Genomic DNA, 14,177 nt, shown 5'->3' with positions numbered 1-14,177 from the left:
CGTTACACTATGCGCTCCCGTGCCGTTCCGGCGCGGATGTTTTCCGGCGCGACACGGCGCCCGATACTGCAGGCATTGCATGTCTTCCCCCGATACTCCCGATACCGAACCCATGCCGTTCGCGGCCATGGGCCTGTCCGATGCCGTAATGGCGGCATTGTCCGACGTCGGCTATGAAACGCCCTCGCCGATCCAGGCCGCCACGATCGGCCCGCTGCTGGCCGGGCGCGACGTGCTGGGCCAGGCCCAGACCGGCACCGGCAAGACGGCGGCCTTCGCGCTGCCGATTCTGTCGACCCTGCGTGCCGGCGATACCAAGGCCCCCCGGGCGCTGGTACTCGCGCCGACGCGCGAGCTGGCCATTCAGGTGGCCGAAGCGTTCCAGCGCTATGCCTCGCATATGCCCGGCTTTCATGTGCTGCCGATCTACGGCGGCCAGGGTTATGGCCCGCAGTTGGCCGCTCTCAAGCGCGGTGTAGACGTGGTCGTGGGCACGCCGGGGCGGGTGATCGATCATCTGAATCGCGGCACGCTGCGCCTGGACAGCCTGGAATGGCTGGTGCTTGACGAAGCCGACGAAATGCTGCGCATGGGCTTCATCGACGACGTCGAGCATGTCTTCGAAAAAACGCCGCCGGAACGTCAGGTCGCCTTGTTTTCGGCCACCATGCCAGGCGCGATCCGCCGTATTGCCAAGACGCACCTGCGCGATCCGCAGGAAGTCACGATCAAGACGCGCACGACAACCGCGGACAATATCCGCCAGCGCTACTGGATCGTCGGCGGTGGTATCAGCAAGCTCGAAGCGCTTACCCGCCTGCTCGAGGCCGAACCGTTCGACGCGATGATCGTGTTCGCGCGAACCAAGAAAGCCACCGACGAGCTGGCCGAGAAGATCGCCGCCCGCGGCTATGCCTCCGCGGCCTTGAACGGCGACATCGTGCAGGCCCAGCGCGAACGCACGATCGCCCAGCTCAAGAACGGACAGATCGACGTCATCGTGGCCACCGACGTCGCCGCCCGTGGGCTGGACGTGGAGCGCATCAGTCACGTCATCAACTTTGATATCCCGTACGACACCGAGTCGTACGTGCATCGCATCGGCCGGACCGGGCGTGCCGGCCGTCGCGGCGACGCGATCTTGTTCGTGACCATGCGCGAGAAGCGGCTGTTCAAGAACATCGAACGCGCGACCCGCCAGGCCATCGAGCCGATGGACGTGCCGAGCATCGCGGAAGTCAACGCCCAGCGCGTCGAACGCTTCAAGCAGCGCATTACCGAGACGCTGGCCGCCGGCGGTCTGGAACCGTTCGAGGAGCTGGTCGAAACCTACCGCCACGAGCACAACGTCGCCCCGGCACAGCTCGCGGCCGCCCTCGCCCGCCTGGCTCAGGGCGGCGAGCCGTTGATGCTCGAATCTGCCCCGGTCGAGAAATCCGCCGGCACGGCTTTCCATGACGACGCCGGCGGCGAAAAGAAAGGCCGCAAGAAGAAGATCGCGACCGACGACTCGAACCTCGAGACCTTCCGCGTCGAGGTCGGCCGCGAGCACGGCGTGGCACCGCGCAATCTCGTGGGCGCGATTGCCAACGAGGCCGGCGTGGACAGCCAGCATATCGGCCGAATCGCGATCCACGACGATTTCAGCCTGGTCGATCTGCCGCAGGGTATGCCCGATGATGTCTTCGAACATCTGAAGACCGTCTGGGTGGCCAACCGGCAGCTCGCAATCAGCCGGGTGAAAAACAGCTTCGGTGACAGCGCCTCGGCCGGTCGCCGTAAGCCCGGGCCCGGGAAGGACAAGCCGCGCCACAAGAAGTCGGCCGCAAAGAAGAAAAAGATGAAGGCCGGTTCGAAGAGCCCGTCGAAGGCCAAGCGACGCACGTCCTGATCGCGTCATAGCAGGCGCCGGTCGCAACCCCAAAGATCGCGACCGGCGGCCGAAACAAGATGACATGGGGCCTCGTAACGAGTCCGCGGCCTGCATCCTGACGCGGCCCATGCGCCCCGCAACTCGCCCTACGCCGGCACGCCGCTGGGCGCGCGAGCAAGCGCCAGCCGAAGTGGTATCGTGATCCTCAAAAACAGGAGGAGAGCCGATGAGTACCGTACTCGTCGCGGGCACCTGCGATACCAAGGGCGCCGAGCTGCACTATGCCCGGGATTGCCTGAACGCGGTCGGCGTGGCGGCCCGGATCGTCGATCTCGGCACCGGCCAAGCCGAGCGCGAGCCGGCCGATATCGATGCCGCTACCGTTGCGGCCTACCACCCCGACGGCACTTCTATTCTGACCATCGACGATCGCGGCAAGGCGGTGGCCGCGATGGCGCTGGCCTTTGAACGATATGTCCAGGACCAGTCCGATATCGCCGGCATTCTGGGTCTGGGCGGTTCCGGCGGCACCGCGCTTGTGACACCGGCGATGCGGCGTCTGCCGGTCGGCTTGCCGAAGGTCATGGTGTCCACCGTCGCCTCCGGTAATGTCGCGCCCTACGTCGGGCCAAGCGATATCTGCATGATGTATTCGGTGACCGATGTGGCCGGCCTGAACCGTATCTCGCGGGTGGTCATCGGCAACGCCGCGCATGCCCTGGCCGGCATGGTGCAGCATCCGATACCCGACGCCACTGGGACCAAGCCGGCGCTGGGTCTGACCATGTTCGGCGTGACCACGCCCTGTATCACCCAGCTCACCGATAAACTGTCGGCTGATTATGACTGTCTGGTGTTCCATGCCACCGGCACCGGCGGTCAGTCCATGGAGAAGCTGGTCGAGTCCGGCGCCCTGGCCGGCGTGCTCGATATCAGTACGACCGAGGTCTGCGATCTGCTCATGGGCGGCGTGATGAGCGCCGGCGAGTCGCGCCTGGATGCGATCGCCCATACCGGCGTGCCGTACGTCGGCGCCTGCGGCGCGCTCGACATGGTGAATTTCGGCGCCCGTGACACCGTGCCGGACAAGTATCGCGACCGGCTGCTGTACGAGCACAATGCCCAGGTCACCCTGATGCGTACGACGGTCGACGAGAACCGGCGCATGGGCGAATGGATCGCCGCCAAACTCAATGCCTGCAACGGCCCGGTCCGTTTCCTATTGCCGGAGGGCGGCGTATCCGCGATCGACGCGCCCGGCCAGCCCTTTTACGACCCGCAGGCGGACGCCGCGCTGTTCGATGCGATCGAAACCAACGTGCAATCCACGGCCGATCGCCGCGTCATCCGCGTGCCGCACCATATCAACGACCCGGGTTTCGTCGACGCCGCGCTTGACGCGTTCGCCGACGTGATGCCCGCGACCCCAGTTTGAAGGAGTTCCCATGCCCCGTATCGACCGCCAGACCATTCTCGATGCACTTCGCGCCAAGATTAGCGCCGGCCGGCCGATCGTCGGTGGCGGCGCCGGCACCGGCCTGTCCGCCAAGTGCGAAGAAGCCGGCGGCATCGATCTGATCGTGATCTACAACTCCGGCCGCTATCGCATGGCCGGACGCGGCTCGCTCGCCGGCCTGCTCGCCTACGGCAACGCCAACGAAATCGTCGTCGATATGGCCCGCGAAGTTTTGCCCGTGGTCGAACACACACCGGTGCTGGCCGGTGTGAACGGTACCGATCCGTTCGTGTCGATGGATGTATTCCTCGACCGGCTCAAGGGCCTCGGTTTCGCGGGCGTGCAGAATTTCCCCACCGTCGGGCTGATCGACGGAACGTTTCGCGCCAACCTCGAAGAGACGGGCATGGGTTACGACCTGGAAGTCGACATGATCCGCCGGGCGCACGCTGCGGATCTGTTGACCACGCCGTACGTGTTCTCGGAGGACGATGCCCGCGCGATGACCGAGGCCGGCGCCGATATCGTCGTTTGCCACATGGGGTTGACCACCGGCGGCACCATCGGCGCCGAAACCGGCGTCGATCTCGACGGCGCGGTCGAGCGGGTCAATCGCTGGGGCGAGGCCGCGCGCGCGGTGCGTGATGACGTGATTGTGCTTTGCCACGGCGGCCCGATCGCCCAGCCGGAAGACGCCGAGTTCGTACTCTCGCGATGCCCGGGCTGCCACGGCTTCTACGGTGCCAGCAGCATGGAACGGCTGCCGGTCGAACAGGCACTGACCGCGCAGACTCGCCGCTTCGTCGATCTGCAGATCAATAGCTCCGAACGTTGAACCACTTTTCGGGAACTTGTCATGGAAAGAATATTCATCAGCCGCGTCATTCATGCGAGCCCCGACGCCGTCTGGGCCGTGCTGCGTGATTTCAACGGCATGCCCGAATGGCATCCGGCGATCGCCGACAGCACCATTGAGGACGGGCGCGCCGCGGACGCGGTGGGCTGTGTTCGCAGCTTTCATCTCGCCGATGGCGCGCATCTGCGTGAACAGCTGACAGAACTGTCGGACGCCAACCGGCGGATGCGCTACATCATTCTCGATTCGCCCATGCCGGTGACGGGCTACGATGCCAGCATCGAAGTTCTGCCGATTACCGAAGACGGTGGCAGCCTGGTCGTCTGGACAGCGGAATTCGAAGTGCCCGCGACGGAAGCCGAGGCCATGGTAGAAACCGTATCCGACGGCGTGTTCCGGGCCGGACTGGCGGCGATCGCCGCGCGTCTGGAATAACACCCTGCTGCTTTTCTGCGATCCGCTCGCGGCGCAGCACATGCAATGCGGCGCCCCCATCGGCCTTGCGGCGAATGCCTAGGGCGTGCCTCTCCCGCTCGAGCCATCCGGCGTTTATCATCCAGAAAGAGACCAGCGGCCCTCGCCGGGCGTGCCGGAGGCGCGCCGTGTTGACCGGAGGTGATTCGTGAATGCCAAGCACTCAGCCTCTCGACCTACTGTGGCCCCGGTGCCGCCGATGGACAAGCGCGACTACAAGCAGACGCTGCATGGGTTGCAGGTCGAGCTGGTGAAACTGCAGCGTCATTTCATCCGGCATCGAGACAAGATTCTGGTGATCTTCGAAGGACGCGACGCCGCCGGTAAGGACGGCACGATCAAGCGTATCGTGCAGCATCTGAGCCCGCGTGAAACGCGGGTGGTTGCGCTCGGACGGCCCTCGGAGGCCGATCGTAGTGCCTGGTATTTCCAGCGCTATGTGCCGCATCTGCCCACCGCCGAGGAGTTCGTGCTGTTCAATCGCAGCTGGTACAACCGGGCCGGCGTCGAACGCGTGATGGGTTTCTGCGACGACGATCAGTACGAGGAGTTCATGGCCACCGTGGTGGACTTCGAACAGATGCTGGTCCGGTCGGGCATCAAGCTGTTCAAGTATTACCTCGACATCAGTCAGGCCGAGCAAAAGAAACGGCTGGAGGATCGACGAACCGATCCCCTCAAGCAGTGGAAAGTCAGCGCCATCGATAACGAGGCGGTCAAGCACTGGGCGGATTACAGCCACGCCCGCAACGAGATGCTCGCCCGCACGCATTCGCCGTTGACGCCGTGGACCGTGGTCCGAGCAAACCGCAAGCGTGTCGCGCGGCTGAACGTGATCAAGGATCTGCTGCTCCGGCTCGACTACGAGGGCAAGGACGAGGCGCTCGTATTGCCCAACCCGGACATCGTGTTCGCCTATGACGAAGCCTGTCTTAGCAACGGCATGATCGCGGTGTGACCGGGCGCTCGTGATGAGACGCGTCGCGCCGGCGTCAGATCGCAAAGCGCGAGTCGCGCTTCGATGGGCGCCGACCGGCTGCGCACGCCCGAACTGTCGCGGCCGTACATGTAGAGACGATCCGCCATGACGTCGCTGTTGCTTCTGCTGACCCTGGGCATCGCCGTGGTTCTGGCCTTCGATTTCACCAATGGGTTCAACGACGCCGCGAACATGGTCGCGACTCTGGTCGCTTCCCGTGCCATGACGCCGTTGCAAGCCGTCATCCTGGTCGCGATATTCACGTTCGCCGGACCGGTTCTGGCGGGCACCGCCGTGGCCGACACGATCGGCGGGTTCGTGGATCTCGGGCCTCTGCCACCGTCGACGGGCGTTCTGGTCGTCGTCTGCGGCGTGCTGGGGGCGGTGCTCTGGAACATCGTGATCTGGTGGTGGGCGATGCCATCGTCATCGACCCATGCACTGGTGGGCAGCCTGGTTGGCGCGGTCTGGCTCAGCACGGGCGCGGGCGCAGTGAACTGGGGTCTGGATCCACTGATTCACGGTCAGATGACCGGCGTGACCAAGGTGCTCCTGTCGTTACTGCTCTCGCCGCCGGCAGGGTTCATCGCCGGCTGGCTGTTACACCGCCTGATGCTGTTTCTGTTGCGCGCGGCGCATCCCTCGATCAACCGCCGGCTGCGCCAGAGCCAATGGCTGACCGCTTCGGCCCTGGCGTTCTCACATGGCGCCAACGATGCCCAGAAAGGTATGGGCATCATCACCCTGCTACTCGTACTGGCCGGCACGCTGCCCACGTTTAGCGTGCCGATCTGGGTGATCGCGCTGAGTGCGACCAGCATGACGCTGGGTACGGTGCTGGGCGGCTGGCGCATCGTGCGGACCGTCGGTTTCGGCATCTACAAGCTGCGTCCCATTCACGGGTTGGACGCTCAGCTCACCTCCTCGGCGGTCGTGTTCGGCGCGTCGCTATTCGGCGGGCCGGTCTCCACGACACACGTGGTGAACTCGTCGATCATGGGCATCGGCGCCTCCGAGCATGTGCGCCGGGTACACTGGCTCAAGGCCCGCGAGATCGTGCTCACCTGGGTGGTCACCCTGCCGGGGTCCGCGTTGGCTGGCGCCGGGCTATGCGGGCTGGCCCAACTTCTCGTGCACTAAACCGGAGGCAGTAGGACACGACCATGGGCGAGGACAGCACATCCGGACGCGGGCGTTGGTTGGCGCGCTTGTTCCCGAGGACGCCGGATTTCTATGCCTGCCTGAATGCGCAGTGCGATCTCACGGTCGCTGCCATCGAAGCCCTCGTGGCTTATATGCGACAGCCGGACGACGACACGGCCAAGCGTGTGCTCGAGTTGGAAAAACAGGGCGACGCGCTCAAAGCCACGAATATGACCACGCTGCACCAAGCGTTCGCCACGCCCATCGACCGCGAGGATATCTATCGTTCGATCGCCGCTATCGACGAGATCCTCAACTACGCCAAGGCCACGGTGCGCGAAATGCGGGCGCTGAAACTCAGGCCCGACGAGCACACCCGCGCCATGGCCGAGCTGATGTACCGCGGCGCATCGGCTCTGCAGCAGGGCTACGCAAGCCTCGCGAAGGACCCGCTGACCGCCGAGCGCCATGCCGATGCGGCCCGCAAGACTGAACGCGCCACGGAAAGAATCTATCGTCGCGCGCTACGCGAGTTGTTCGATGTGGAGCACTATCACGCCACGCTGACGCCGGACCAGCGTCGCAGCGCTGCCGCGCTCGCTGTACTGGCTGATGGCGTCGATGCCTCGGAAACCTCGGCGATCGGCTCGGCCGTGGGCTTCGTGCTGGAAATCCTCAAGCGCCGCGAGGTGTATCGGCATATGTCCAACGGCGCGGACCGCGTCGCCCGGGCCGGCGAAGTCCTGCACGATATCGTCGCGAAGGTGGCGTGATATCTCGCCGCCGAGCGGTTCTCTATAACGCTTGGTCAGGCCGCGCCGTGGCCGCGCTATTGCCGCGATCCATATCGCGGATGGCCGTGTCACCGCGCTCTGCCATTTCGTCCAGCCGCCGGATCTGTTCGTCGAGACGAGGCAGCGCCTCGCGGCGATAGCGCGAGACCTCGTCGATCGCACCGATAACGTCGGCGAACGCACTTTCCAGCTGTTCCATATCGAGCAGGGTCGAGGCACTCCGATTCTGGATATCCACGCCCTGAGAACGGAGTTGCTTGGCGGTACCGGCGATCATGTCGGACGTCGTCTTGTTGATCGATTCGACCCGATCGAGCACCAGCCGCTGGTTGGCGAGAGCGAGCGCAGTGGTCACCGCGACGTTAAGCGCCGAGACGGTGACGTTGAGCGCCCGATCCACGCCGCGCATGAGCTCGCGGTTGTTGCGAATGACGACTTCCAACGCCAGCACGCCCTGCTGGCTCACTGTGAGCTGTTGCTGCAGATCGACGATGCGCTGGCGCAGCGGGAACAGCAGTTCTTCCTCGATGAACCGCCGCTTGGCATTCTCTTCGGGCAATTCGCCTGCCGCAGCCTGCAGACGCTGGTCGATGAGCTGGCCGAGCTCGATCTGACGCCTGAGCTGGATCAACGACTCGCGCAGCGCGTCCTGGTCATCGGCGAGCGTGAGATTGTCGCGCCGCAGCATGTCCTTGCCAGCTTCCAGATCGCGAATGATGGCGTCGATGGCTTCCTGGGCGGTCTCGAACTTCTGGAAATAACGCTGCAACCGGTTGCCCATGCCGGGGATGAACGACAGCGCGCGCGCCAGCGGCCCAGCGGACAGCTTGTGCCGGTTGGGATCGAGCGTTTCCATGCGCCCGCGCAGATCGGTGAGCGCCTTGGCGACCGGGCCGCCCTCCTGCCCGTGTTGGGCGAGTTGGCGGATCGGCGTGTCGAGCATGGCGCTGCGATGGGCGGCCTGGCGCTGAACCTCGGCGCCCATGTCGTCGACCGCCTCGCGCTTGGCATGCGCGGTAGCCGCCTCGGTTTCGTCCATCGACAGCACGTCGGCGACGAACGCATCGGCGGTCCGAGCCAGTTCCGGATCCTCGGCTGCGGCTTCGACGCGTGGCCGGCTTTCGGCCTCGACCTCGCTGGCGATCTCGTCGACCGGCAGCGACAGACTCAGCGGGCTGCGCGGCGTTCGGTGATCGTCGTTGCCATCATGCTTTGTGTCCATAGCGCTCTGCCTTGTCCATGAAACGTTTCAGATCGTCGAGCGCCTGATCGGCGGCGACATCGGCCTGGGGCCGATGAGTCTCGACACGAGACATCACGACCACAGCGTGGTCCAACGTGGTCATCGCTGTTTCGTTACGAGCCGACAGCTCGCGTAAACGGCGCTCGGTGTCCTCGATCAGATCGAGCCGACGCTGCAGAGCATCGCGCTCATCGGCCACCGCGCGTCGATCTTTCGCGGCCAGACGCCGGCGGACGTAGGCCGGGTCGATGCCGACAACGCCCGCCGCGAGCGCGCCCATCGCCTTCAGATTGTCGGCCGCATTCAGGCCCACCTGGACCACGATGGCCCGCGACCGATCGTAGGTGAGTTCGCGCCGATCGAATTTAGCTTCCAGGACATCGAGGACGCGGGCGTAGCGTGTATAGAGCCGGTCGACCTGCTCGGCCAGATCGGCCCGGCCGGCATCGAGCAGGCTCTGCTTGGCGCGGCATAGCGCCTGTACGACCTCGTCCGCATCCGCAGGCGGTGCGCTCGGATCGAGTTCCGCCACACCGGCTTCGCGCCGGGCGCGCTCGGCCTCGGCCTGGCGTTGTCGGGCCGCGGCGGTTTCGACTGCCTGTTGCCGCCGCTCGCGCCGCCGGCGGCTGCGGTGACGCCACCAGCGCTCGACCGGAATTTCTACCGCCAGCGCCCCAAGGCCGGCCACCCAGCCCGCCAGACTGGGCGAGAAACCGCCCCAAAGCGACGTCAGCCACAGCACGAAAGCCATAAACGGCACACCGAACCAATAACGCACCACGGCCTGCCAGCGTCGTGGCGGTTCGGTGGGCACCGCGAGCCTCGGTTCCAGCATGCCGATCAGAAACCACGGCAGGCAGGACAAGAACAGCCCGTAGGAAAAGCCCTGAAGGAAATCGAACATCTCGCGGATCGTAGGCCCTCGATCGAACCACCGGCTTAACGCGTGATATGGGGACATTCGAGCGATTCATCAAATCCGGACCGCTGAACTGTCAAATACGGAATCGGCTCGACGCACCGGTCGCCGCACAATGGTTATAATGAATACCACGCGCCCCGCATGGGAGGCCCGCGGTGCTGGCCGTCATGCCGTCGACGCAGGCCGTCAGCATAATGATGATGCGGCGTGTCGCGCGGCGCGGCGGCGGCTGCACTTGATGGCATCCGGCGGATTGTGGCGCGATACAGGATGGGGGCGACGCGCGATTTTGGACCAGCCAGCAATACCCGACATCGATTTTCTCGACCTGCTGCTGGATGCGATCTGTATCGTCGATGCGCAGGATCGTTTTGTCTGGATCAGTCCGGCCGGTGAGCGGATCTTCGGATATACGCCGGCGGAAATGATCGGCCGGCGTGTCTGCGAATTCGTGCTGCCCGGCGACGAAGCGCGTACCCGTGAACATATCGAACGCATCAAAGCGGGTGAAGACCAAACCAATTTCGAGAATCGATATCGCCGCAAGGACGGCGGCATCGTGCATTTGATGTGGTCGGCGCGCTGGTCCGAGGCCGATCAGGTCCGGGTCGCCGTAGCCCACGACGTCACGCGTCTTCGCGAGGCCAAGTCTGTTCAATCCGCGCTGTATTCGATATCCGAGGCGGCTCACACGGCCGAAGACCTAGACGACCTGTTCAGCCGCATCCATGCCATCATCAGCCATCTGTTGCCGGCGGCCAATTTCTGCGTGGCCTTGCTGGATGCACGTGCCCAGCTGATTGAATACCCGTACTGTGCCGACGAGCGCGGCGGCGCCCCCCGAACCACCACGATCGACGCCGACACGCTCGGTGCACGCGTGATTCGTACCGGGACACACCTCTTGCTGGCGCCGGAAAATTTCGATGAGTGGCCCGCCAGCATTCGCCAGCTCAAGGACAGCGGCACTCGCTACTGGCTGGGCGCGCCGCTGAAACTGGACGACCGCACAATCGGCGCGCTGATCGTAAAAAGTTACGAGGGCGGCCTGACTTATACCGAGAGCGACCTCGAGTTACTCGAATTCGTATCCACCCAGGTTGCCCAGGCGATCGAACGCAAGCGCCTGTATCTGCGCCTGCGCCATATGGCGCATCACGATTCACTGACCGGGCTCGCCAATCGCCGCCAGCTCGAAGCGCGCATGGCCAGTGCATTCGCTGCGGCTGACGGCCGCGACATCCGCGTCGCCCTGCTCTATCTCGACCTCGACGGTTTCAAAGACATCAACGATACCTACAGTCACGAAATCGGCGACGCACTGCTGCAAGCGGTCGCGCATCGCTTGAACGATACGCTGCGCGAATCGTCGACCGTGGCACGTCTGGGCGGCGACGAGTTCGCCGTACTGGTCGACGAACTCGCGACGTCAGGCGACGCATACGCTGTGGTGAATCGCATCCAGGACATGTTCGCAACCCCCTTCACCATTGCCGGACATGCGTTGCGGGTCACTCCAAGCATCGGCGTTGCCGTTTATCCCGACGATGCCGATACCGCGGAAACCCTGCTGCAACATGCCGATCGCGCCATGTACGACGTAAAGCGGTATAGCAGGCCGGCCTCAGCCTCGCGTTAGGTTGCCGCTCCAGCAGCGCCGCCCGGCGCTGCCGGACCGGTCCCGCGAATCAGGGCGAGAACTTGGCCTTCAAAGCGGCCATGGCGTCCTGCCTGCCATCCGCGGTTTTCACGCCCTGCATCCACTGGCTCACCAGATCGAGATTGTTCTTGATCCAAGTACCTGCCACCTGTTTTAGCGGCTGTTTCTTCTGGCCGTAATCGTAGATCCACTGGCTCTCGATCTTGGCCGGCGCCACCATCTGCGACAGGAACTTCTTCACGTTCGGGTGCTTGGCGGCGAACGCCGGGTTGATGGCGGTCCAGACCACACTTTTGCCGCCCCAGATCTTTTTCGGATCCTCGAGATACCGGATGTTGTACTTGATGTTCATCCAGTGCGGCTTCCAGCCCAGGAACACGATCCACTTCTTGCGGCGCATGTCCCGCCCGGCCTGGGTCAGCATGGCGGCGGCGCTCGACGGCTGCACGTGCCAGCCCTTCAAGTCGTAGGTGTTGTGTTTGATGGCATTCTTCATCAGCACGTTGCCGTCGTTGCCGGCCTCGATGCCGTAGATCGTGTGGTCGAACTTGTCGGCATACTTGTGCAGATCGCAGATGCAATGCACGCCGGCTTTCCAGACATAGTCCGGCACGACCAGGTCGTACTTGGCGTCGGGCACGATCTTCGCGATCAGATCGATCTTGCCCGATTTGGCCAACGGCTCGACCGTCGATTTCTGGGTCGGCAGCCAAAGAGCGACGTCGGCGTCGAGCGACCCCTGGGCCACACCCATGATATCGAGCGTCCAGCTGCCCTTGGTGACAGACGTCTCGTAACCGATCGCCTCGAGCAGCTCGCGTGCCACTTCGGTGCGCACCGAGGCGCCCGGCCACGGCGGTTGCCCGAACTTGACCTGGGTGGCGGCATAGGCCGACCCTAGAACTCCCAGACTCAGCGCGGTAGTCGCCAGCAATCGCGCGCCATAGCCCGTCATTCCGGAACGCATAGAAAACGACCTATTCATCAGTTCCCCCTTTTCCTCGGGTTGAGTCACACGACAGAATCCGTCCCGCATCGCGGGCCAGCTGACTGACCGCCCCGCCTGCCGCCGCACGCTTATGGACCGGCACGATGCCCGTGCTCGGCCAGCCATGCCGGCAGTTCAACAATCGAATTCAGCACCACATCGGCATGCGCCGCGAGAATCGCCCGTTCGCCGGTGCCGGAGAGCACCCCGACGGTCAGGCCGCAGCCGGCGGCCTTGCCCATATGGATGTCGTGGAGGTTGTCGCCGACCACCACGACCTCTGCGGGGGCGATGCCTGCGTCCCGGCAGAAGCCATAAACCATGCCCGGCTGCGGCTTGCCACCGTGGCCACTGTCGTAGCCGGCGATGTAATCCAGCATGTCTGGCGCCACGAAACGCGCGAGCATCCGGCGCGCCGCGTGTTCGCTGTCGCTCGTGGCCACGCCCAGAAACAGCCCTCGCGATCGAAGATCGTTGAGCAGGCTCGACAGATCGGTGACCGGGGCGGCGTGCTCCGGACCATGACGCTGGAATACCTCGTCGATCCGACGGACCAACCCAGGTAGCGATGTGTCATCCAGCCCCATCAAATCGGCCCAAGCCGCGGCGATTTCGCCGGTATGCCCGGCCGCTAGCAGACTTCCGCCGGCAACCCGGCCGGATTCATCCTGCCCGGCGCGTTCGAGCAGGCGCTTGGCCAGTTTCGGGTCTTGTTCGGCCACGGCCATCGCCGCAACACGATTGACCGGAACCCAGGTGCGCTGAAAATCGAACAGGGTGCCGTCCTTGTCGAACAGCACACCGCGGATCGCCCCCGGCGATCGTAGAGACCCCATATCGACGGGCGCCATCGGCGTCATCCCCGTTCGACCGCGGCCACGTGGGCGGCGAAATCCGGATCGTCCATCGTTTGCCGACAGCGCTCGAATCGCTCGGTGGCATAGGCCCAGAAGTCTTCGGCCGGATTGCCCTGAGCGTGCTGAATCAGACCCCACAGGGTCCAGAGCAGGTCGCAAGCGGCCTTGTACAGAATCATGCGCCCGCGTTCGGCAGCCGTGGGCTCGCGCTCGAGATAGGCGCGCAGGAGTTGTTCGTCTTCTTCAGGCGAGAGCCCGGCTTCGACGGAGAAATCGCCGACATCCCATAACGGGTCGTTCATACCGGAATATTCCCAGTCGACAATCCACATGCGCTCGCCATCGTCGAGAAAGTTCTCGCACAGCGGATCGTTGTGACACGGCGCGAGCTCGGCCGGATTGGCATCCAGCGCGCGCCGGATCCCCTGCGCGCGATCCACGGCCTCCTCGTAGCCCGACGGGAGCTGGGTATCGAGCTTCGAGAGCACACGCCGATACTCATCGATCATGTCGAACAACTCGAAGCGGAACTTGAAGACCTCGCCGGAGCCATGCATCCGGGCCAGCGCTTCGCCGGCGCGCGCCGCCGCACCCCGGCCGGCACGAAACATATCCGGCGACATGGTTCGGCAGTCTTCCAGCTCGCGCATCAGCATCAGGCCGTCGCTGTCGTCGAAAAACAGCACCTCCGCGCCGACGCCCGCCCTCTCGGCGCCGCGGGTGTTGTGCTCTTCGATGCTGCGATCGATGTAAGCCTCGGTCCCCGAGCCCGGGATACGCAGCACCAGAGACTCGTCTCCGGCCTGGATGCGATACACGAGATTGGTCAGACCGCCGAGACGCTCGGCGTGCATCGCCTCGGCCGATAAATTGCGCAGCTTGGGGATACGCGCGGTCGCGCGAGTCAACGCCTGATCCATTATTTCCTCTTC

At 64.4% G+C, this 14,177-nt stretch carries 13 protein-coding genes; 8 read left to right on the top strand and 5 right to left on the bottom strand.

The window, feature by feature from the left end; translation table 11 throughout:
* Window positions 1-79 precede the first annotated feature (79 nt).
* From C41B8_RS13500 to C41B8_RS13470, 7 genes are all read left to right on the top strand, one after another.
* On the top strand, window positions 80-1,891 hold the full coding sequence (locus C41B8_RS13500) for a DEAD/DEAH box helicase (protein ID WP_051883513.1): 1,812 nt from the start codon (window positions 80-82) through the stop codon (window positions 1,889-1,891).
* 208 nt (window positions 1,892-2,099) lie between these two features.
* A complete protein-coding gene (locus C41B8_RS13495; RefSeq protein WP_037339199.1) occupies window positions 2,100-3,308 on the top strand; it encodes a Tm-1-like ATP-binding domain-containing protein in 1,209 nt (402 codons plus the stop codon).
* 10 nt (window positions 3,309-3,318) lie between these two features.
* Window positions 3,319-4,164 (top strand): phosphoenolpyruvate hydrolase family protein, encoded by an 846-nt coding sequence (locus C41B8_RS13490; RefSeq protein ID WP_037339196.1) that lies wholly within the window; start codon window positions 3,319-3,321, stop codon window positions 4,162-4,164.
* Between the two features lie 21 nt (window positions 4,165-4,185).
* Window positions 4,186-4,620, top strand: a complete 435-nt coding sequence (locus C41B8_RS13485) for an SRPBCC family protein (protein WP_037339193.1) — start codon at window positions 4,186-4,188, stop codon at window positions 4,618-4,620.
* Window positions 4,621-4,858: 238 nt separating this feature from the next.
* Window positions 4,859-5,617, top strand: coding sequence for a polyphosphate kinase 2 (gene ppk2, locus C41B8_RS13480; RefSeq protein WP_051883520.1), 759 nt, complete (start codon window positions 4,859-4,861; stop codon window positions 5,615-5,617).
* 126 nt (window positions 5,618-5,743) lie between these two features.
* Window positions 5,744-6,778, top strand: a complete 1,035-nt coding sequence (locus tag C41B8_RS13475; RefSeq protein ID WP_037339190.1) for an inorganic phosphate transporter — start codon at window positions 5,744-5,746, stop codon at window positions 6,776-6,778.
* Window positions 6,779-6,801: 23 nt separating this feature from the next.
* Window positions 6,802-7,554 carry a DUF47 domain-containing protein gene (locus C41B8_RS13470; RefSeq protein WP_037339187.1) on the top strand — a complete coding sequence of 251 codons (753 nt, stop codon included), beginning with the start codon at window positions 6,802-6,804 and terminating at the stop codon, window positions 7,552-7,554.
* Between the two features lie 22 nt (window positions 7,555-7,576).
* Here the strand turns inward: C41B8_RS13470 and C41B8_RS13465 are convergent, their stop codons facing one another.
* Window positions 7,577-8,797 carry a toxic anion resistance protein gene (locus C41B8_RS13465; RefSeq protein WP_198025194.1) on the bottom strand — a complete coding sequence of 407 codons (1,221 nt, stop codon included), beginning with the start codon at window positions 8,795-8,797 and terminating at the stop codon, window positions 7,577-7,579.
* On the bottom strand, window positions 8,781-9,722 hold the full coding sequence (locus C41B8_RS13460) for a magnesium transporter CorA family protein (RefSeq protein ID WP_037339184.1): 942 nt from the start codon (window positions 9,720-9,722) through the stop codon (window positions 8,781-8,783). Before C41B8_RS13460 ends, C41B8_RS13465 begins: the two co-directional genes overlap by 17 nt.
* A 304-nt stretch (window positions 9,723-10,026) precedes the next feature.
* Here C41B8_RS13460 and C41B8_RS13455 point away from each other — a divergent pair, with 304 nt between their 5' ends.
* Window positions 10,027-11,379 (top strand): diguanylate cyclase domain-containing protein, encoded by a 1,353-nt coding sequence (locus tag C41B8_RS13455; RefSeq protein WP_037339260.1) that lies wholly within the window; start codon window positions 10,027-10,029, stop codon window positions 11,377-11,379.
* Window positions 11,380-11,428: 49 nt separating this feature from the next.
* Here the strand turns inward: C41B8_RS13455 and C41B8_RS13450 are convergent, their stop codons facing one another.
* From C41B8_RS13450 to C41B8_RS13440, 3 genes are all read right to left on the bottom strand, one after another.
* Window positions 11,429-12,367, bottom strand: a complete 939-nt coding sequence (locus tag C41B8_RS13450) for an ABC transporter substrate-binding protein (RefSeq protein ID WP_198025192.1) — start codon at window positions 12,365-12,367, stop codon at window positions 11,429-11,431.
* Between the two features lie 110 nt (window positions 12,368-12,477).
* A complete protein-coding gene (locus tag C41B8_RS13445) occupies window positions 12,478-13,224 on the bottom strand; it encodes an HAD family hydrolase (RefSeq protein WP_037339257.1) in 747 nt (248 codons plus the stop codon).
* A gap of 20 nt (window positions 13,225-13,244) precedes the next feature.
* The gene (locus C41B8_RS13440; RefSeq protein ID WP_037339180.1) at window positions 13,245-14,165 is read right to left on the bottom strand and encodes a choline kinase family protein; all 921 of its coding nucleotides are present in this window, start codon (window positions 14,163-14,165) and stop codon (window positions 13,245-13,247) included.
* Window positions 14,166-14,177: the final 12 nt, after the last annotated feature.

Source organism: Salinisphaera hydrothermalis C41B8, assembly GCF_000732535.1.
Lineage (GTDB): Bacteria > Pseudomonadota > Gammaproteobacteria > Nevskiales > Salinisphaeraceae > Salinisphaera > Salinisphaera hydrothermalis.
This window is presented reverse-complemented; position numbering and strand designations above follow the sequence as displayed.

What these genes read in the sequence shown, in the direction of transcription:
- ppk2 (WP_051883520.1), top strand. Translation starts at nt 4,859, where the DNA reads ATGGACAAGCGCGACTACAAGCAGACGCTGCATGGGTTGCAGGTCGAG.
- C41B8_RS13475 (WP_037339190.1), top strand. Translation starts at nt 5,744, where the DNA reads ATGACGTCGCTGTTGCTTCTGCTGACCCTGGGCATCGCCGTGGTTCTG.
- C41B8_RS13500 (WP_051883513.1), top strand. Translation starts at nt 80, where the DNA reads ATGTCTTCCCCCGATACTCCCGATACCGAACCCATGCCGTTCGCGGCC.
- C41B8_RS13460 (WP_037339184.1), bottom strand. Translation starts at nt 9,722, where the DNA reads ATGTTCGATTTCCTTCAGGGCTTTTCCTACGGGCTGTTCTTGTCCTGC.
- C41B8_RS13485 (WP_037339193.1), top strand. Translation starts at nt 4,186, where the DNA reads ATGGAAAGAATATTCATCAGCCGCGTCATTCATGCGAGCCCCGACGCC.
- C41B8_RS13450 (WP_198025192.1), bottom strand. Translation starts at nt 12,367, where the DNA reads ATGCGTTCCGGAATGACGGGCTATGGCGCGCGATTGCTGGCGACTACC.
- C41B8_RS13495 (WP_037339199.1), top strand. Translation starts at nt 2,100, where the DNA reads ATGAGTACCGTACTCGTCGCGGGCACCTGCGATACCAAGGGCGCCGAG.
- C41B8_RS13490 (WP_037339196.1), top strand. Translation starts at nt 3,319, where the DNA reads ATGCCCCGTATCGACCGCCAGACCATTCTCGATGCACTTCGCGCCAAG.
- C41B8_RS13445 (WP_037339257.1), bottom strand. Translation starts at nt 13,224, where the DNA reads ATGGGGTCTCTACGATCGCCGGGGGCGATCCGCGGTGTGCTGTTCGAC.
- C41B8_RS13470 (WP_037339187.1), top strand. Translation starts at nt 6,802, where the DNA reads ATGGGCGAGGACAGCACATCCGGACGCGGGCGTTGGTTGGCGCGCTTG.
- C41B8_RS13465 (WP_198025194.1), bottom strand. Translation starts at nt 8,797, where the DNA reads ATGGACACAAAGCATGATGGCAACGACGATCACCGAACGCCGCGCAGC.
- C41B8_RS13440 (WP_037339180.1), bottom strand. Translation starts at nt 14,165, where the DNA reads ATGGATCAGGCGTTGACTCGCGCGACCGCGCGTATCCCCAAGCTGCGC.